Origin of the sequence: Bacillus sp. FJAT-27225, assembly GCF_001685025.1 — a bacterium.
Classification (GTDB): Bacteria; Bacillota; Bacilli; order Bacillales; family Cytobacillaceae; genus Bacillus_D.
Genome location: NZ_MAYU01000023.1, coordinates 50055 through 68583, shown reverse-complemented (window position 1 = coordinate 68583; position 18529 = coordinate 50055). Strand labels below are relative to the sequence as shown.

The window sequence follows — 18529 nt, the reverse complement described above, 5'->3', positions numbered from 1 at the left end:
TTTATTTTATCCCGCATTAACGGGCTGTAAATCCCACCTTAAGTCCTAGGCATAATCGAAGAAGTACACGTGGGACAACAGCCGCATGAGCCCGATTGGTGAAATACAGTGAAACTTGCCGCTGTGCTTTTTCAGCGGCATAGTTGAACCAATCGGGTTCGTAGTGCCGCTTATTCGCTGTACTTTGGCGGATTAGCGGCACTAGAACGGGACTAACAACCAGTGGGGGAAAAGCCCCCACTGGTTGAAGTTTCACTTTATCCGGATTTTTTTATTCGACTTAATCCACTCTGGATAAAAGTTTAGTTCTAATGTCAGCAGGTTGCCATAACTCCCCATTTGGGGAATGCTGAACCCATACTGGTTATCATTTTGAGAAAAGCTGAAATCTTGTTTCACTTCTTTCCCATCAGCATCTTTAATTGTACTGAAAGGGAAGTAGTGAAACGGCTTTTCATGATCGATCTGAATCAATAAGTTTCCGTCCTCTACCTTTACCTCACTGAACTTCTTAGAAGCAGGCTGTTTTACAATTGAAGGTACGCTTGTATCGATGACAACTTCAGCTTCATCTTTGTTAACCGCCTGTACGTTCCCAATAACCAAATACAGTTCCTTGGGCTCCCGGAAATAGTTACTTTGCAGATATACAATTTTCTTATCAGGATTGTCTGTAAAGCTAGCCATCGACGTTCCGTTAGTAATTTTCCCCCACACTTCGCCATATCCATCAATCAGGCGCATGTTATCAAAGTTCAGTATCTTTTTACTGTTTGCATCCCCCATTTCAACATGGATGGCTGCCCTCAATGGATAGACTTCAATATTTTTTATTGTGATTTCTTGCCCATCAACTGTGATTGTTTTGTTTAGAGCATAGTCCTTTTTGCCATGAATTTTTTCCTTAAGCGTAAAGTTAAGAGTATGCGTTGTCCCTCCAACCTCTACATCCAGTTTATATGACCTTGCCTTCGTTGGTTCCTGGTATTGGATATCCAATATCCCGGTATAGGAAATACCTACATCTTCATTCGCCGGTGAGCTGGAGCCGATACTGCCAACAAGGAGCTTCGAACCGTCTGTACTGACTAGCTTTGGCTTATCAATTAGCAAATTCTCCTGTTTCTCTTCCGTTTCGATTGAGTAAAATAAAGCAAGCCCGCTTTCATCGGCAATGACCCTGTCAATTGTAAATGTAACACCGCCATTTTTACTCGTTACCCCTACTTCCTGGTCATATTCAGACTCAAAGGCCGCAATCAACCCTTTATCCTGGTGAATCAATTCGACAATTTTGCCGATGCCTGGAATATCCGATACATATCCTGCAAAGGCCGGAGACAACCTAATTGATGTAAAAAACCCTATTAGTATGACTGCAGCAGCAGCAACCGTGAACCAGCTTTTTTTCCTTAGTGAACGCCGTTTTCCATCCTCTCGCTTTGCCTTTTCAAACCCAGCAAGGATTGCAGCATCCAATCGGTTAACCGGGACGGCGGTTTCATCGACATACTTTTTATAGTTAGCGAGCTTTTCTTCCTCAAGATTACGCATGATATCTTCCTCCCTTATCTTCGAGTTTTCCCTTGAGAGACTTCAATGCCTTGTTTAGCCACGTTTTAATCGTTCCTTCCGGGTAATTAAGTGCAGCAGCTATCTCTTTAATCTTCAAATCCTGGAAATATTTTAGGGCCAATATTTCCTGTGATCGAGGATCAAGGCTTTGCATCGCATCCCAGAGTTCAAGACTTTCCTTGTTCTCTGCTTTCCCTTGTGCCAGGATAAACTCTTCATCAAGCACGAAACGCTTTTTCTTTCTCAAAACATCATTGCAATAATTGATCATGATCCGGATAAGCCATGTCTTGACATAGGTTGCATCCCGAAGCTTTCTAATCCCTTTATACGCACGAAACGTGACTTCCTGCACTGCCTCAAGCGCTTCCTCGTCATTACGTAAAAAAGCCAGCGCTGTTTTATATAAATCCAATTTATATACATTCATCAAATGAAGAAAAGCATCATCATCCCCTTTGATTGCCTTCTTCGCTGTTTGTTCAATGCCGTCCATTACTCCCGCCCCCTTTTCCTACACATTAGACACACGATTTAAGAAAAAGTTTTCGCTTATTTAAATATTTTTTAGCAGTTTCGCAAATCTTGTTTCGATGATTTAAAAAACTAAATGACTTTGCAGATTCACAAAATAGCCTATTTTTTCTCCTATCATAACAAAGCAGCTGGCAATTTGGATTATATTTGAAGATGCGGCAGGAAAATGCTAATCTTATTTTGACTTACTTTAAAGGAGAGTTTGAGGGAGAATGGCGAACCTGACACTTGCGGAAGCGGTTAAACTAAAAAGTATCCTTAATAAACGCGTACATGAGCTTGAAATGGAAATGGACCGGGTTGCATTTGCAGAAATCGAAAAAGGTTCAAAGCCGCCAAAGCAACCGAGGTCGCTTCAGGAAGTCGAGCAAGACCTTGAGGATATCCGAAAAGACATGCGAGTCCTTGACCGACTGGTATATGCAGCCAATATTGGGCATGCTGTCAACTTTAACGGTGAGGAGCTTCCAATTGTTGAAGCGATTGAACTTGCCACACAGTTAAGGGCTAAAGCAAGGAAATACAAGGAGTTTGGCTCGGCCCAGAAGGAAGAGTTTCCTTATTCCTATGCTGAAAATAACTCGATTATCAAGGTAGCCCTTTTTGATCCCGAGGATTACAGGCAAAAAGGCATTGAGGCAGAGCGGCAGGCCAACAGGCTTTCCAACCTAATTAATGGGAAGAACTACTCAATTGAACTTGCTTTTGATGCAGATAAATATTTCTGACCTTGAAGAGGTGAGACTCTTCTTCAAGGCGCGGAAGGAGTCTCCCCATTTAATTGGACCTAAGTAATGGCAATGGCAAACCAATGACCGATGCCCGCTTACTCTGTCACTCTTGACCAATGACCAACTAATGCAATGGCGGCTGAATGCTAAGCTTATAGTTTATTTTCTTCTCCTTCCGTGTGGCCCTCTTCCCTTAATGGGAAGGGGGCCTTTTTAAAAGAAAATATAAAAAATTGATTCTACTCGCAGCAACCTTGCATATGCCTGCCACGTCTAATAGGTAAGAACAATTCATCCGGAGGGATGGACATGGATCAGCTTTTAAAAAATGTAACGGTGGTGCTGTCACTGATGGCAGCTATATATGGTGGATTATCGTTAATTCCGTTCGGACCGCCTGCACTTTCCGTAACAGCGGGAGAACAAAGTGTGTCAGCAGCACGTGGGTCCTTTTGCTGGGAGGGCTACATTAGTTCGAAGTGTGAGGATACACTATCCCCTCCAGAATTGGTAAAGGTTCATAATCTCAAGCCAATCGTCGTCTCTCCTGGAGAAGAAGTGAATATTGCCTTTAAAAAGGTTCCGCTCACAGATACAGTCGGTGTCAGCCGCTGGGTCAGTGAGATAGATGCAAAAGCCGCCTCCCTGAACGGCAATATCCTAATCGCTCCCCTTGAAAAAGGAGTTTACATCTACAGTATTTATGGAAGCTGGGAGAAAGGTTCTTCCGGATATGCGTTTGTGATAGAAGTGAAATAGCATGTTCAAATGGTCTTTCCTATTTTTCAGGAAAGACTTTTTTTAGGAAAAAGTCAGTAAAATTTTAGTAAAATTTTATTAATCAAACGTTTGATTAAATAGCTATAAAAGCAGCTGTGATAAGGATTTCCAGAAACAGCCTGATTAGCGGCTTCATTGATAATTCCTGTTCGGTAGTTATTGCTATCCTTATTCACACAAGTTAGTACCCGAATGTTAAACTACTTCGATTCCGGATAATAATATGGTAGCATTCGTATAGTACTTAATTACACACAACCGTGTATTGTTCCTTTCCTTTCTGCCAAAAATAACTCCATGCCACTAAACTGGAGGGAATTCTAATATGGAAAACACACACGAGTTTGTTGAAAAGATTCATGAAAAGCAACGGAAAGATGAACAAAATAAAAAACGCCAGGGAAAAGGAAATCCAAGCCGCCAGCTGCCAAATAAGCAGCACTAAACAGTATGTTTACGAAGCTGTATTAAAAAAGCCGTGAATTTTTATAATAGCCCATAGATAAATGGCTACATACTAAAGGGCTTTGCAGCTTAATTGCCGCAAAGCCCCTGCTTTATTAGTATTTCCTAGGTTCCTCTATACCTTCCAAAACCCTGAATGCGCCAGCGCCCAAGCTCCTCCTCGCCCGGCAAAACAAATAGTTTACCGGGGAAGGAAACATTTTTTCTTATCTTTGCACCAGATAGTCCGAATGAGCTAAACCCAGGTTAAGATCACTCCGTCAAAAACTTCAAATAGTTTCGCGGTGACAATAAGTAACATGTAGCCGTTAAATTTTTAGAAAAACAAAAAGCAAGGGCCTGTCAGGATAGTTGTTCCTGACAAGCCCTTATTATTTAATCTCTATCTTCTTGTTCAGCTTCCTGCACTTCCGCACGAACTTTTGTAATCCGCCTGTCGTTCATATCCTCGACAGTAAAGAGGACATTGCCATGCAAGACCGTGTGCTGTTCAAGTTCACTCGGGATATAACCAAGATGGCCAATGATAAATCCACTGAGTGTATCATATTCATGGATTGGAAGGTCTATTTTCAACAGATTTTCAACCTCATAAAGATTGGTTGTACCGTCAATCATGTATGTTCGCTCATCAAGTTGCTTTATTTCTTCCTCTTCCACACCAGGTTCATCATATTCGTCAAAGATGTTCCCGACGATCTCTTCAATCACATCTTCAATTGTTACAATTCCATCGGTTCCGCCGTATTCATCAATTGCAATTGCCAGGTGGACGTTATTTGTCTGCATATCCTTGAATAGATGGTCGATACGCTGTGATTCCAGCACATAAAACGGATCACGTAGCAAATTCTTCATGTTAAAAGCATCTTCCCCGCGTTTTTCAATAAATTGAATTAAGTCTTTTGCATGGAGGATTCCCACGATGTTATCAATATGTTCCTCATAAACAGGGAAACGGGTATATCCTTCTTCATTTACAAGCCGGACTGTTTCAAGCAGTGTTGAGTCAATCGGGAGGGCAATAATATTGGTTCGATGTGTCATAATATCCGAAACTGTTTTGTTGTCCAGTTCAAAAATATTATTAATCATTAACCCTTCGCCTTCCTGGATTGTCCCCTTCTCCTTGCCGACATCAACCATCATCCGGATTTCCTCTTCGGTAACATTTTCTTCTTCCGCATTTGGATCAATCCCAAACAAACGAACGACCGCATTCATGGATAGTGTCAGGAATTTTACAAACGGCTTTGTTATCTTTGAGAGAAACGTAAGTGGAGCCACAGCAAAAAATGCGATCGGCTCAGCTTTCTGCATGGCTATTTGCTTTGGTACAAGTTCACCAAGGACAAGTGTAAAATACGAAATAACAAGTGTAATAACAATCAGGGACAAGGATGCCAAAACCCCCCGGTTGAGCGGGACCCCGACTTCATATAGCCAATCCGCAAACCCGCCGGCAAAGCTTTGTCCGGCGAACGCACTCGCCAGGAAACCGGCAAGCGTAATTCCAATTTGAATTGTAGCCAAAAACCTGCTCGGCTCTGACAATAGCTTTTCGAGTGCTTTTGCTTTTTTATGGCCGCTTTCAGCCATCAGTTTAATTTTATTATCATTCAGTGAAATCAATGCTATTTCTGAAGCAGCAAAAAACGCATTCAGAACGATCAGAATCAAAAGCACTAATATTTCCGTTAACAACAAGACCAGCTCCCAAATTGGTGGATAATGGTTCCGAAAGAAAAGAAACCAATTATAAGTATGAATTTATTTTTATATTGTATCGTATTTTGCATGAATAGTCTTGTTAAACCGTCAAGAGAATCGCACTTACATTTCTTCAGCCTTTCCAATCTTTGCAATGCCGGAATGGCTCCTTAAACTATTCGGGACGAACCGTCTCTTATAAATTATTGCAACGAAATTGAGCAAGGCTGGGGGCCATTTCTTCGGACACCATCGATGTTTATAAAACAGCTGATACCCCTTCTTCAAGTCTTTCCATTGCCGGCATTGCTTTGCCTGTCTGAACCGGGCAACATCAATTATCTTTATGTTTCCGCCAAGGGTAATGAAAATATTCTTCAAGTGGATATCGGAAGGATTTAGTCCGCGGTAACGTGCCTTCGTCAGTGCTTCATCTATCTCCGCAAGCTTACCCCCGTTTATAGGTATTCCTTTTACAAGACAATCAAAAAGTGTGTTCCCGTCTATATAATCTATAACGATATAATTCGATCCCGACTCATGGAGCTTTGGGTATGCTGACAGTCCTTCAAGCCTGTTATAAATTTCCGCCTCCTCCTGGGCAAGGTAGGCATGGGAAGGGTAATATACCTTCAGCACCTTGTTTGTTCCGCCTATTTTAAACACATATGCGCTTCGGCCTGCTCCCACAACTTTAAGACTGGCATCTTGCTTCAACACCGTTACCTTTGTTCCCCGTATTGTATAGTGTACGCTTTGAGCCAGTTTCCGGTATAACCCCACTTCTTTCACACCTTTATGTAAGGATGGCACGGTCTCTTGTTTCTGTCAGTGTATGCCAAAGGACAAAAAGATGCTCTAAAGCTTCACCATTACAAAAGACTATTTCTATATACTAAACTTTCCTTGGATGAAAAGCATTTTTGGAATCTCATTGTATAAAAATAAAACTGGTACCATCTTGGACCAGTTTCCATTCTATCCCTGACTTTTAATTGTTTTTTTGACTTCAATACCCTTTAACAACCAGGTACGCAATTATATCGGAACCTGTTCTTTATGATTCTTTTAACGCGCTTATAATCTCGGCTGCGCGTTGTTCATACGTATGGTATTTATAAACATACCGCTGTCCTTTTTTGGCGACTTTTTCCCTTGCTGAGTCATTTTTTAAATAAAAGTCCATGAGTTCAACGGTTTCATCATAGCCTTTCGACCAGACCAGATGCTTATGGTTTTTAAACATTGATTCAATTGCCGCTGTATGCTGGGTTAAAAAAAAGCCGGCACAACCGAGAACTTCAAATGTCCTCATTGACTGCATCGTTTTTGAATCGGTAATAGAATGAACTCCGAGGGTAATCTTGGCTGCCGAGTAAGCATAGACTGATTCTTCATGTGCGAGGTAACCTTTTAAAAAGGAATCAGGAACGTTGAAGCGATGTGTTGGGTTTTGCCAATCCATTCCATAAACTGCAATGTTCTTTCCTTTATCAATGAAAGGCTGAATGATATAACCATAAGCTTTCCGTCTTTCCTCAAACCAATCATAGTTATTGCCTATATGAACAGCATCAAGCCCGATATATTCCTTTTTTGCAGGCTTTGGATTGTAATAATCAGGATCCATTGCGAACGGAATGCAAATAGCCTTGTGGCCTTTCTTTTTATAGTTATCGAGCATTTCTACACAGGGAGTGAGTGTTAGGACAGATTTTCCGGCCCATTCCATTGCTAATCCTTCGGCAACTGGATCCTCAATGGCCCAATAAATATGTGGGATATCCACCTTTTCCAATACCGGGAAAACAAATCGTTTTGTATCAACGCCGCCTTCTGTAAACAAATAATCCGGCTTAAATTCATCGATTTTCTTTAGTAACCCATCAACTGACTGTTCTGGCACTTCTAGCCTGGCTGTCTCCCACCCATTTTTTTCAAATCCAGGTTGTATACCGTACTTGATAATGGGAGGAGGATTTGTAAATAAGATTTTTTTCATAATCATTCCCTCCACTCTGCCTTTTATCCTATGATTGCAGTGAGAGGATGGTCTCCTCAATTCCTTCAATTAGTGTAATTTTGGGCTGCCAATGAAGGAGCTTGTTCGCCTTTTCATTCGAGAGACAGCTAATCCGTATATCACCAAGTGGCTCTGGCAAATGAATGATTTCCGGTTTGGTATCCATAAATAGCGATAGCAGAAAAATAAGGTCATTGATGGATTTAGTTGTATTTGAACTTATATTAAATGTCTCATAATCCCCGTGATGGATTGCCTGAAGAGTGGCTTCAGCCACATCCTTTACGTAAACAAAATCCCTTCGCTGATTTCCATCACCATATACTGTCAATGGCTGGTTCAGCATAAAACTATCCAAAAACCTCCGAATCACCCCAGCTTCTCCTATATTACTTTGCCTCGGCCCATATACATTCGCATATCGTAAAATTGTATAGTTCAGGTTATATAGCTTTGAGTAAAGCTGAACATAAGCCTCACCAGTCAATTTGGAAAGCCCATAAAACGACTTTGGAGCCAGTACATGATTTTCATCTATCGGTACATAGGTTGGTTTTCCATACACAGCTGCGGATGATGAATAGATGATTTTTTTTACCTTGTATTTTATGCAGCATTCCAAAAGATTGATTGTTCCATTAATAGTTTGCACACAATCACTAAGTGGATTGTCCATCGATTTAGTTACTGATACCTGCTCAGCAAGATGAATCACGATATCCGGATTTTCTGCCAAAAAGACATTCTCTAAATTTGTATCATTCATATTAATCGAATAACAGGCAGCGCCCTTGGATATATTCTCAACTTTTCCCGAGGAGAAATCATCAACTACAACCACTTGATGTTTTTCGTTCAACAGCAGATCAACTACATGAGAACCAATAAAGCCCCCTCCTCCTGTTAGTAAAATTTTCACTATATCCCTGCTTTCTGTATTTGGTAAGTATGATAAATTAAGCAAGCGGCTCCAAAGCTTCACCTTATTGCTGCCTTCTTCTTATTGCATGTTATATACAATACCTTCCGAACTTCTATCCAAAATTGAGCCTTATCCTATACCACTCCAAGAAATGATTGATACCCGCTACTGAATGAGAATCATTTCCAGGCTGTCTCTGCTAAGATATGTAAGTGCCTCGTTTTGGGATAGGGGCAAATATAAGGAATAACAAAATAAGGCTGCGGATAATGACAGCTTTTCCAACCAATCAGGAGTATAGGTTTGTATTTTGACTAAATAAGCTAGGCGATAAATGCATTATAAAATAAATTAAAAAGACCCGTCCCATGTCTAAAAGCAGTGAATCTGCCCAACCACCTTTCTCCATTGGGAATAAGATAATGTGTATACTTACCCAGATTAGGGGGAAAGGAGTTAGACCATTGGAATTTAACCATAAACGCCATGATGATTTGCTGGAAGAAGTATGGGAGGAATGCTGCGGATTTCAACATGTGAGAGACGAACATCATCACCATGAATGCCATGAAAAAGACGATATTTGCTCTGAGGATTGCCATTGTAAGCACCTAAATAATTGTGTTTGTATCATTCTAAAAAAGCTGGAGAAGACCCATAAAACATTCATCTTTAGAACAAAGTCCGGAGATGAAATTACAGGGATGATTAAATGCTTTGATAAGTGTACCGGATGTGTCATCATTATTCAGCCAGAAATGATTTCGCCTAAGCTGCCAGCCGTTGCAACAATCATTTCCTGTACCGATATTGAGAGCATTTCATTTGAAATAAAACATCGTTAAACCAGTTATAATCTAGTAGCCAAGCAAGAGCCAATGACTCACTAATAATCGTCCTTCTTTTGGTATTTAGACACAAAAGCGGACGATTATTTGGTTTTAAGAAGATTTAAAATCTCCTTCGCTTTATCCCCCCATTTATTCCTAAGAGCCTCTTTTTTTAATGTATTCCTGTATTCACGATCATCCTTCATGGTAATGGCCACTTGAACTTTCATTAGAAAATCCAAGTGATTAACTGCTACAAATATATTTTCATATTTCCTGCATTCAGGAAGGGCAGTTGTAACAACAGGCATCCCTGCGGCCATGTACTCAAACAATTTAATAGGGGAAGTCGAAATCGTTACTTCATTTACAAGAAAGGGGATGATTGAAACATCGAAGTGCTGTGCATAGGACGGAAGCTCAGAATAAGCTATGCAGCCAGGATAAAAAATATTTTCATACATTAAAAGCCCGCTTTCCTTCAAGCTGCCATCATAGTCGACTCCTATTAAAACTATTTTATAGGAGGGATTTTGCTCAGCAAGCTTTTTTACAAGCTCGTAATCGAACCAGCTTGCAAGGGCACCAAAGTATCCAATGATTGGCGTGCCGTTTTTTTTCAAATCTGCCATTATGCCAGGTATCTTAGTAGATACCTGGCTAAAATGATCATAATCCACTCCATTGGTTATAAGAGCACATCGTTCGGGGGGTCTAGCTTGTAAAATATCTGTATATAACTTATCTGCAGTTGCAACTACATAACATACTGGATTTGATAGCAAAAAGGAATGCCTTTCGATTGCATACCGTGGTATTGATATCCCTGCTATTTCCGAAGACAGTTCATCGACATATTCGTAAAGAATGTCAAATCCTTTTCCTAAACATGCCTTTACAAATTCCTTTCCCCTTGAAAGATCCCCTGAATATAAATGGATAACAATTCGATTTTTCAGCGTCTGTAAGAATGAGAGTATCGCTTCCTCAATCTCTGGTTCCTTCATATTCACAAGATAACATTGTGGGAATATTTCTTTCACAGTCCCAATTTGGTCTTTTATATTTACTGTTCCGTATAAGTAGATGACCCCTTCTTTTGCAAGGTTTAATGCAATATGCTGCGGGCGTTGAAAAAGGGGGATATTCCAGTCAAGCAAGGAAGGAAAAACAATGATGATCTTCTCACTCTGATTCCCAATAATTCGCTCCAATTCTTCAAGGATAGTTTTTGCTATCACATTTTTTGTCTTACGCAGCCTTTTCCTATACTCTAGATTTTTCTTTAACTGTTCTCCATTCCCCATCCTTATTCCCCTTTCCATATGACACTGGCATATTTAGCAATGTTTTTGGTTCTTAATAATGGGACACATTGCTTCCGCAGCCGGTTGTTACCCGAGTCGGAGGTATGGTGTGTGTTTGAATATCGGATATAAATATAGTGAAGCGGTGACGAAGCATAGATGGGTATTGATTGCTTTCTGCACTCATCCAGAAAGGCTAAATCCTCTCCAATGTTGATTCGAGGAAATTCCACCTTTTCAAAAACTCCCTTTTTAAATACGAGCGTTGCTCCAGCAAGAGTATCACTATCATCTCTTATTTGTTTATCTCCCTTACCTGGGTTGAGCATGGCCAATAACTGCTCTTCTTTAAAATAAACCAAATACGATTGCTTCCCAACGACCTCCGCCTGGCGCTTTTCCAAAACAGCCACCGCTTCAAAAAGATAATGTGGGGCATAATAGTCATCATCATCAAACTTCGCTATTACATCAAATTTCGAATGTTTGACGGCCTTATTTAAACACATCCCAAGCGGCATTTCTGTTGGCAGATGCAATACAAGGCAACGGGGGTCGTTTCCGATTTCATCAGGAACACTCCCATCCAGTCCATGTAAGGCAAGGACAAGCTGCTTTTCCGGAATTTGCTGCTGGTCAAAATTTCTGTAAAGGTTAACCAAAAAATCAGGGCGCTTTGAGCAGGCAATAACAGAAACCATTGAATCCCCCCTCTGCTATATTATCGATATGAAAAAGGTGCACCGTAAATGCCAACGGAATCCATTGACGGGAAATTGATTTGGATCTATAATAATGTCTTTGGGTTAAGCCCGCGTGGTTCGAGAACCTCCCACGATAAAAAACTAAGGAGAGAGAAGAAATGAATATTCGAACACTTGCAGTAAACGGAATTATTGCTGCTCTTTATATTGCGGTGACGATGCTAATCCAGCCGCTAGCTTTTTCAGCCGTTCAATTCCGTGTTTCTGAGATGTTTAATCATCTCATTGTATTTAATAAAAAGTACTTTTTTGGAATCGCCCTCGGTGTTTTCCTGGCGAATTTGTTCTTTTCAACGCTCGGTGTACTTGACCTTATATTCGGCTTTGGCCAATCTGTGATTGCACTTCTGATTACCATTTTTGCTTCCCGCTATGTGAAAGGGATTTGGGCACGAATGGCGATTAACACAACAGTCTTTACGGTAACCATGTTCCTGATTGCCTGGGAATTGAACATCGCGTTGGGATTCCCATTTTTTTACACATGGCTAACGGTGGCTATCGGTGAATTTGTCGTTCTTGCCGTTGGCGCACCTATCATGTATGCCATCCATAAACGTGTCAACCTTGAAAAACTAATAGGATAGAAATTTGAGCCAAATCGCTTGCGCGGTTTGGTTTTTTTATTTTTTCTTTAGGGTTGATTATTTTCACAATTCCAGCTATTATTAAGTTAACTTAATTATTAAGTAATGTTAACTATTAATTTAACTTCAACTAAAGGAGTTCTCTAATGGATTTGAAACGCGTATTAATCGAAGCTAACCGATACACCCAAGAAATACAGGCGATTTTTATAAAAGAATATAAAAAAATCCTCGATGAAAACGATTTGTCCGGAAAGCAGTCCGTTGTATTAAGCATGCTTGATATGAAAGGAAAGCTCACAATGAATGAGGTTGCCGAGTTAATCAGTGCAACCCCGAGTGCAGCTAGCCAATTTATTAAAAAACTTGAAGGCCGGAAGTACGTCAAGCGGGAGGTGAATAAGGAAAACAGAAGGGAGGTTTTTGTAACCCTGGACGAAACAGGAGAAAAATTTTTCAAAGAAATGAATGAAGTCGATGAGAAGGTTTTTGAAAAATATTTTATGCAGCTTTCCGAAGAAGATATTCTTACCTACCACTCCATTTTGAAGAAGCTGCATGGGATTGTTCTTAAAGAGGATACCGAATAAAGAGGGAAATTTTTATATGAAAAATGAGGATTTTTTCCCAAAACACCATGGTTTTCACATGTTCACCTATCATATCCAATCCGGTTATATAGGTTTTACATGGGCCATGGTCGTTATCATGATCGTCGAAGCAGCCGGGGTTTCCTATTTACTCTACAATTGGAACCCCTTTCTCCACTGGCTGCATCTGGCTTTCTCAATTTCCGTAGTTGTGTTCCTTCTTGCTGACCTAAACGCAGTGAAAAAAAATCCCATTATGGTGATTGAGCATGAGTTAACCATTAAGGTCGGCATCCGCCCCCGTATATCCCTCGATACATCCAATATTAAGGAAATTCGGTGCGGCAAACTAAACTATGAAAATGATCGCAAAAGCAAAGATGTGCTTGACCTGTCCTTGATGGGCTTTGAAGAGCCAGCATTTGAGCTGGTGTTAACCAAGCCTCTGAAAAGAAAAAGTATTCTAGGAGGAGAAAGAGACATTTCCCGAGTTTTTTTCTCTGTAGATGATAAAGATCAATTTCGCACGTTAATTAGCAATAAGCTGGAAATAACTTAACATGGAGGAATTGGGGATGGAGCTTTTCTATTGGTTGATGATTGTTTTCCTGCTATCCTATGAGCCTGTTTATGGTTACTTTGATTATCAAACGTTTAAAAGAAGGGTACAAACCGACCAGGCTGTTAGAATTTCCTACTATAAAAAGGTTATGGCCGGGCTCTGGCTGCCAACATTGGCCATTTTGGCTGCAGCGGTATTCGGTCCGCTCACGGCGGGTGATATTGGTTTAAAGTGGATTGAAATCAATACGGCACCGCTTGGCAAGGGGATGACGTATGCGGTGATCGGCATGGCACTTCTTTATATCCTGGTCCTCATGTATTATTGGGCTGGCTATAAATACAGTGAAAAGATAAGAACAGATATTCAAAAAGCAAAGAAAAAGACACTCGCGACAACGTCTTTTTCCGATATCATGCCTGTTACAAAAGAAGATAAAAAGGCCTGGACACTCGTTTCCTGGACAGCTGGAATAACGGAAGAATTGATTTATCGCGGATTCCTGGTCTTCGCACTCGGTCAGTTATTTCCTGGATGGCCACTATGGCTCGTATTAATTGCAGGTTCCGTTCTCTTCGGCCTTGCCCATACCTATCAAGGATATGGGAATGTAATAAAGACATCTTTGATTGGCCTCTTTTTTGCTCTTTTATATATCAGCCTGGGATCGGTTATTCCACTCATTTTACTACACTTTTTAATAGACTATGTAGGGAAGATCGGGGATGATGAAGAGACCGGTATCGCAGCTAGGGACATGCCAGCTTCCTAGCCGTTTGCTCGGACTCTTAAAGCAGTAAAGCTCCCCTTTCTTCATCCTGGAAAGGGGAGCTCGGGTTGATAATGATCAGCCTTGATGGGATTTTCTCGGTTGTATCGTTTTAATTCTCGCAATGAAGTAATAGTATTTATAGACAACAACTGCAGCAAGAAATATCCTTAAAAACAAACTGTCAGTCAGGATAAAAGGAATCGCAATCATGCTATCCGCAAAGATTAACAGGACTGCCTTTTGTTTTGCTGTCATCTCCCGCTTCTGGACAAAACCTTCAAGATGTTCCTTATATATCTTGGTGCCCTTAAACCAAATCTCAAACCTTTCCGAACCCTTCATAAAGCAGTAGGATGCCAATAAGAGCAAAGGGGTGGTCGGGATAACCGGCAGGAAGATGCCTACAATTCCAAGGCCGAGTGAAAGAAAACCGGCTGGAATGAAAAGCAGCCGGACTGTTTTTTTAAAAATAGCCATCGCCCCCCTTGCATCACATTGTTTCCCTTTCTTTAGTATGATCTCGTTTTAAAAGAGTATTTTGTCCGGGAGTAATACTCTTCTCCTTTTTCCAACACAACTGAAGGGAACTCCGGATGATTGATTGCATCTGGATGCTTCTGTGTCTCAAGGCATACTGCGAGATAAGGCTCCGGTTTTACACCGCCATTTAGGACAAAATCCCCTTCCAATTGGTTAGAGGTGTAAACCACGACAGCTGGCTGGTTGGTTTCCATCTCGAGAACACGGCCGTTCTCTGGACATGCCAGGGAAACAACACCCCCTCTTTCACCGGAAAGAACAAATGGATGGTCATAGCCCCCGCCAGCAAGAAGATTTTGCTTATAGTCCGATTTGGAACCTTCAGCGATTTTTCTGCCGTTTTTAAAGTCAAAAACTGTCCCTTCAACAGGAATAATCTGTCCTGTTGGCATTAAATCGTTGCCCAGTTCAAGGAAGCCATCACTATCAATTTGAAGTGTATGCTCAAGAACTGTTGTCTTAAAATTGCCGCTTAAATTAAAGTAGCTATGATTGGTAAGATTGACGATTGTCTTTTGGTCAGTGGTTGCAAAATATTCAAGAATCCATTCGTTGTTCTCGGTGAATGTATAGACCACCCTAAACGAAACCGCCCCAGGATAATTCTCCTCACCGTCCGGGCTATCATATGTAAATACCAGCTGAACATTCTCTCCATTATTTTGTGGCTCCGCTTTCCACACCACCCTGTCAAGCCCCTTAAATCCCCCGTGCAAATGGTTCTCTCCATCATTTTGGGCAAGCTGATAGTCCTTTCCATCAAGTGTGAACCGGCCTTTCGTAATCCTTCCGGCAACTCGTCCGACAATTGAACCAAAATAAGGGGAATGCTCCGCATATTCTTCAACAGAATGAAAGCCGAGTACAACATTTTCAGCATTTCCCTGACTATCCGGAACATATAGCTCACTTACAATACAACCATAGTCAAGGCAGGTCACCTTCATCCCATTACTGTTGGTTATTGTATATGCATGAACCGCCTGCCCATCTATTTCGCCAAAAACCCGTTTTGTAATTTCCATTCCGCAAGTCTCCTTTGTCACATATTATCGTTGTATCCTAGTAATCTTTCCCCATAAAAATGATGTGAAGCCGAGGCCTTGTACCCTCATCATATACTAATTACAAAAAGTTTTCCTTTTATAACAAGTCTAGTTTTGTTTTTCAGGACCATTGGCAGCGCGGCTTATACTTTATACCTCCTTTTCTACTTATCATGCTTAATTACTCTCAAATTCTATTCTTTTAATAAGGATGTTTTCTAAAAGATTGTTGTTTTTGTAGTAGTTGATTTCCGCTCCACAAAGGGAAGCTTCTTAGAATATTCATCGCAGGGACAGGCGCTCTTTGCCTGTCACGAGGATGCTCGCTTTCCGCGGGGCGTGCGGTGAGCCTCCTCGTCGCTAAAATCGCAGGAGAAAATGCGTTTTTTGCATTTTCGAACGAGCTACACACCTACCGCTCCAATCAACTGGGTTTTCTAAAAAGTTTTGAAGATGACACAATCCAATTCTCAGTTTAATTTAATCTTTTAACCAACAAAAAAAACATGCCGTTCATTATAGAACAGGCATGCTTTTTTGTTGAAGCAGCTTTTCAATTTTATCGACCGGCTGGGGAGGGCTGAATAAATAACCTTGTCCAACTCTACAACCCTTTTCGAGAAGGTACTCAACCTGGCAGGGCTTTTCAATCCCTTCCGCAATGACATGAAAGCCCATATTCAGGCCCATATCAAGGATGGTTTTCACCATTGCACCCCCCTGATGAGCATTGTCGGCAGATATATCATCTATAAACGACTTGTCAATTTTCACCGTATCAATGGGAAGATGCTTAAGATTGCTTAGGGATGAATAGCCTGTTCCGAAATCATCAAGGGCTAGCCTTACACCTAGTTTATGAAGCTGGTTAAGAATAAAACTGGAACGTTCAAAATTTCGCATGACACTTTCCGTTATTTCAAGTTCCAAAGAGGCGGGATCCATCTCGGTTTTTTCAAGGATTTTTTTTACTGACTCCAGAAAATTGTCATCCTGGAATTGCCTGACGGAAATATTAACCGAAATCGAGATTGGCCCAATACCAAGTTTCTGCCAATCCATATACTGTTCACATGCTTTTCGGAGTACCCAATTGCCTATAGGAACAATTAGTCCGGTTTCCTCGGCTAAAGGAATGAACTCTGCCGGAGAGACCATCCCTCTCAGAGGGTGCTTCCACCGAATCAATGCTTCCACACCTATTATATTGTTCGTTCTCAATTCTACCTGCGGCTGAAAAAACAAAGCCAGCTGTTCTTGCTCCAACGCTTTCCTAAGCCCTGTTTCAAGCTCCATTTTACGGGAGGATACCCCATTAAGAAAGGATGTATAAAATTGATAGTTGTTCTTCCCCTGATCTTTGGCCAAGTACATGGCTGTGTCCGCATTTTTTATTAATGATTCGCCATCAGAGCCATCTTCAGGATACATACTTATTCCGATGCTTGGTGTAATATAAAACTCCTCTCCATTTACAATGAAAGGTGCTGAAAATTCATTAAGAATTCTCCGGGCTGCCTGGGCAGTTTCTTCCCTGGTAGTGTTTGTTAGAAAGATGGTAAATTCATCTCCCCCCTGCCTGGAAACAACTCCCGGCTCCAAAATAATCGAAGCGAGCCTGGAAGCCGCCGCCCGAAGGACCATATCCCCAACTGAATGGCCTTTTGTATCATTAATCATTTTAAATCTGTCCAAGTCAAGAAAAAGGACAGACAAAGTCCTGGTTGGATTCCGTTCTAACACTTCCGTGAGCTGCCGCCTGAATTTATTCCGATTCGGAAGCCCGGTAAGACTGTCAAAGAAGGCCATATGCTGAATCATTTCCTCCGTCTTCTTCCGTTTGGAGATATCCCGCCCAACTATTTGCCGTGCAGCCCTGCCCTCAAAAAATATCGGCATTGAGACCATCTCAATACTTACTTGTCCGCCATCCAGGCGTTCGGACTGAAATTCCATACTAATTTTATTGTCCTCTTCATCAATCGACAATTCGCGAATTCGCATTTCATTCAGGACAGCCTCCGGAATCAGCCTGGCGAGCGGGATGCCGATGAGTTGTTTTGGCGAGTCGAATCCAAAAGCACGGGCTCCCGTCTCATTTATATAATCAATATGTCCCCTGCTATATACTGCTATGATGTCCGGAGACATTTCGACAAGAGTCCTGTAGCGGTTCTCACTTTCTTCCCTATCAGTAATGTCGAATAGGACCGAACTAAAATCGATGAGTTTCCCATTTTCTAAAGTAGGAATGCCTCTATCCTGTATCCAGCGGATTTCTCCGTCAGAGCGGATAATCCGATAAATGCTCGTTATAGCCCTGCCTTCAGCAAGCGCTCGCTCCCTCTCCTTTAACAGATACACGTCATCGGGATGGATGACCTTTTTCCAAAGTTCATAATCCAGATAAAACTCATTTAAAGAATATCCATATAGCTTCTCAATACCTGGCGTGATCATTAAATGATTTGACTTTAAATCATGCGACCAGATGGCAACATCCAGGGTATCAAAGATGTTTTTCAGCCTTTGCCTGCTTTCTTTAAGCTCTTTTGCGGTCAGATCAATCCCATTCATGGCCACTAGGATCATAACAACCGCTACAACTAAGAGAAAGCTATGAACGAACTTCTCATTCATCGGCAAAAGTAAGGTGCTAGCTTCCGCAATAAAGCCGACTACCAATGCAGTAATAAGTATGATTTGCCTTTTATCTTTGAAAAGCTGTCTTTTTAACCTCATTTGATTCCCTCGATTGTCAATTAACGACATTTTTCCCTATATTTTT

19 protein-coding genes and 1 riboswitch are annotated in these 18529 nt (G+C 41.2%); of the genes, 8 read left to right on the top strand and 11 right to left on the bottom strand.

The genetic code is table 11. The features are described 5' to 3' along the window. Nucleotides 1-252: 252 nt before the first annotated feature. Nucleotides 253-1554 carry a DUF4179 domain-containing protein gene (locus A8F94_RS19285; protein ID WP_066204231.1) on the bottom strand — a complete coding sequence of 434 codons (1302 nt, stop codon included), beginning with the start codon at nt 1552-1554 and terminating at the stop codon, nt 253-255. Further along, nucleotides 1547-2071: a sigma-70 family RNA polymerase sigma factor gene (locus A8F94_RS19280; RefSeq protein WP_066204229.1), complete on the bottom strand. Its 525-nt coding sequence runs from the start codon at nt 2069-2071 to the stop codon at nt 1547-1549. The genes A8F94_RS19285 and A8F94_RS19280 overlap by 8 nt, the downstream gene beginning before the upstream one ends. 253 nt (nt 2072-2324) lie before the next feature. Here A8F94_RS19280 and A8F94_RS19275 point away from each other — a divergent pair, with 253 nt between their 5' ends. The 3 genes from A8F94_RS19275 (at nt 2325) to A8F94_RS19265 (ending at nt 4068) form a co-directional block, all read left to right on the top strand. Then, nucleotides 2325-2840, top strand: coding sequence for a hypothetical protein (locus tag A8F94_RS19275; protein WP_066204227.1), 516 nt, complete (start codon nt 2325-2327; stop codon nt 2838-2840). Between the two features lie 312 nt (nt 2841-3152). Further along, complete coding sequence (locus tag A8F94_RS19270; protein WP_066204225.1) at nt 3153-3602, top strand: hypothetical protein; 450 nt, start codon at nt 3153-3155, stop codon at nt 3600-3602. Nucleotides 3603-3948: 346 nt separating this feature from the next. Next, nucleotides 3949-4068 carry a DUF4023 domain-containing protein gene (locus tag A8F94_RS19265; protein WP_066204222.1) on the top strand — a complete coding sequence of 40 codons (120 nt, stop codon included), beginning with the start codon at nt 3949-3951 and terminating at the stop codon, nt 4066-4068. A 395-nt stretch (nt 4069-4463) separates the two neighbouring features. On the opposite strand, the gene A8F94_RS19260 is transcribed toward A8F94_RS19265, so the two are convergent. The 4 genes from A8F94_RS19260 to A8F94_RS19245 form a co-directional block, all read right to left on the bottom strand. Beyond that, entirely contained in the window at nt 4464-5792 is a 1329-nt protein-coding gene (locus A8F94_RS19260) for a hemolysin family protein (protein ID WP_066204220.1), read from the bottom strand. Between the two features lie 129 nt (nt 5793-5921). Then, a complete protein-coding gene (locus A8F94_RS19255) occupies nt 5922-6581 on the bottom strand; it encodes a hypothetical protein (protein ID WP_066204218.1) in 660 nt (219 codons plus the stop codon). Between the two features lie 274 nt (nt 6582-6855). Further along, complete coding sequence (locus A8F94_RS19250; protein WP_066204216.1) at nt 6856-7800, bottom strand: CgeB family protein; 945 nt, start codon at nt 7798-7800, stop codon at nt 6856-6858. Between the two features lie 28 nt (nt 7801-7828). Beyond that, a complete protein-coding gene (locus A8F94_RS19245; RefSeq protein WP_066205055.1) occupies nt 7829-8740 on the bottom strand; it encodes an NAD-dependent epimerase/dehydratase family protein in 912 nt (303 codons plus the stop codon). 467 nt (nt 8741-9207) lie between these two features. Here A8F94_RS19245 and A8F94_RS19240 point away from each other — a divergent pair, with 467 nt between their 5' ends. After that, on the top strand, nt 9208-9588 hold the full coding sequence (locus A8F94_RS19240; RefSeq protein ID WP_066204214.1) for a hypothetical protein: 381 nt from the start codon (nt 9208-9210) through the stop codon (nt 9586-9588). An 86-nt stretch (nt 9589-9674) separates the two neighbouring features. Here the strand turns inward: A8F94_RS19240 and A8F94_RS19235 are convergent, their stop codons facing one another. Beyond that, a complete protein-coding gene (locus tag A8F94_RS19235; protein WP_175384475.1) occupies nt 9675-10880 on the bottom strand; it encodes a glycosyltransferase in 1206 nt (401 codons plus the stop codon). A gap of 2 nt (nt 10881-10882) precedes the next feature. Then, nucleotides 10883-11581, bottom strand: a complete 699-nt coding sequence (locus tag A8F94_RS19230) for a glycosyltransferase (protein ID WP_066204208.1) — start codon at nt 11579-11581, stop codon at nt 10883-10885. A gap of 109 nt (nt 11582-11690) precedes the next feature. Beyond that, a riboswitch (PreQ1 riboswitch) is annotated at nt 11691-11735 on the top strand. Nucleotides 11736-11742: 7 nt separating this feature from the next. On the opposite strand from A8F94_RS19230, the gene A8F94_RS19225 reads away from it, so the two are divergent. The 4 genes from A8F94_RS19225 (at nt 11743) to A8F94_RS19210 (ending at nt 14155) form a co-directional block, all read left to right on the top strand. Then, on the top strand, nt 11743-12231 hold the full coding sequence (locus A8F94_RS19225) for a QueT transporter family protein (RefSeq protein WP_066204206.1): 489 nt from the start codon (nt 11743-11745) through the stop codon (nt 12229-12231). A 146-nt stretch (nt 12232-12377) separates the two neighbouring features. Next, nucleotides 12378-12821, top strand: coding sequence for a MarR family winged helix-turn-helix transcriptional regulator (locus A8F94_RS19220; protein WP_066204204.1), 444 nt, complete (start codon nt 12378-12380; stop codon nt 12819-12821). Nucleotides 12822-12837: 16 nt separating this feature from the next. Beyond that, nucleotides 12838-13380, top strand: coding sequence for a hypothetical protein (locus A8F94_RS19215; RefSeq protein ID WP_066204199.1), 543 nt, complete (start codon nt 12838-12840; stop codon nt 13378-13380). 16 nt (nt 13381-13396) lie between these two features. Further along, nucleotides 13397-14155: a CPBP family intramembrane glutamic endopeptidase gene (locus tag A8F94_RS19210; protein WP_066204197.1), complete on the top strand. Its 759-nt coding sequence runs from the start codon at nt 13397-13399 to the stop codon at nt 14153-14155. 75 nt (nt 14156-14230) lie between these two features. Here A8F94_RS19210 and A8F94_RS19205 read toward each other — a convergent pair whose 3' ends face one another. The 3 genes from A8F94_RS19205 to A8F94_RS19195 all read right to left on the bottom strand — a co-directional run bounded on the left by A8F94_RS19205 (nt 14231) and on the right by A8F94_RS19195 (nt 18483). Further along, nucleotides 14231-14632, bottom strand: a complete 402-nt coding sequence (locus tag A8F94_RS19205; RefSeq protein ID WP_066204195.1) for a YbaN family protein — start codon at nt 14630-14632, stop codon at nt 14231-14233. A gap of 32 nt (nt 14633-14664) precedes the next feature. Beyond that, a complete protein-coding gene (locus A8F94_RS19200; protein ID WP_066204192.1) occupies nt 14665-15720 on the bottom strand; it encodes an aldose epimerase family protein in 1056 nt (351 codons plus the stop codon). A 537-nt stretch (nt 15721-16257) separates the two neighbouring features. Continuing rightward, nucleotides 16258-18483, bottom strand: a complete 2226-nt coding sequence (locus A8F94_RS19195) for a sensor domain-containing protein (protein WP_066204190.1) — start codon at nt 18481-18483, stop codon at nt 16258-16260. Nucleotides 18484-18529: the final 46 nt, after the last annotated feature.

Bases quoted from the DNA above. Each gene is read 5' to 3' on its own strand.
- A8F94_RS19225 (WP_066204206.1), top strand. From the start codon at position 11,743: ATGAATATTCGAACACTTGCAGTAAACGGAATTATTGCTGCTCTTTAT.
- A8F94_RS19215 (WP_066204199.1), top strand. From the start codon at position 12,838: ATGAAAAATGAGGATTTTTTCCCAAAACACCATGGTTTTCACATGTTC.
- A8F94_RS19250 (WP_066204216.1), bottom strand. From the start codon at position 7,800: ATGAAAAAAATCTTATTTACAAATCCTCCTCCCATTATCAAGTACGGT.
- A8F94_RS19270 (WP_066204225.1), top strand. From the start codon at position 3,153: ATGGATCAGCTTTTAAAAAATGTAACGGTGGTGCTGTCACTGATGGCA.
- A8F94_RS19220 (WP_066204204.1), top strand. From the start codon at position 12,378: ATGGATTTGAAACGCGTATTAATCGAAGCTAACCGATACACCCAAGAA.
- A8F94_RS19200 (WP_066204192.1), bottom strand. From the start codon at position 15,720: ATGGAAATTACAAAACGGGTTTTTGGCGAAATAGATGGGCAGGCGGTT.
- A8F94_RS19205 (WP_066204195.1), bottom strand. From the start codon at position 14,632: ATGGCTATTTTTAAAAAAACAGTCCGGCTGCTTTTCATTCCAGCCGGT.
- A8F94_RS19195 (WP_066204190.1), bottom strand. From the start codon at position 18,483: ATGAGGTTAAAAAGACAGCTTTTCAAAGATAAAAGGCAAATCATACTT.
- A8F94_RS19230 (WP_066204208.1), bottom strand. From the start codon at position 11,581: ATGGTTTCTGTTATTGCCTGCTCAAAGCGCCCTGATTTTTTGGTTAAC.
- A8F94_RS19275 (WP_066204227.1), top strand. From the start codon at position 2,325: ATGGCGAACCTGACACTTGCGGAAGCGGTTAAACTAAAAAGTATCCTT.
- A8F94_RS19285 (WP_066204231.1), bottom strand. From the start codon at position 1,554: ATGCGTAATCTTGAGGAAGAAAAGCTCGCTAACTATAAAAAGTATGTC.
- A8F94_RS19210 (WP_066204197.1), top strand. From the start codon at position 13,397: ATGGAGCTTTTCTATTGGTTGATGATTGTTTTCCTGCTATCCTATGAG.
- A8F94_RS19265 (WP_066204222.1), top strand. From the start codon at position 3,949: ATGGAAAACACACACGAGTTTGTTGAAAAGATTCATGAAAAGCAACGG.
- A8F94_RS19280 (WP_066204229.1), bottom strand. From the start codon at position 2,071: ATGGACGGCATTGAACAAACAGCGAAGAAGGCAATCAAAGGGGATGAT.
- A8F94_RS19235 (WP_175384475.1), bottom strand. From the start codon at position 10,880: ATGGGGAATGGAGAACAGTTAAAGAAAAATCTAGAGTATAGGAAAAGG.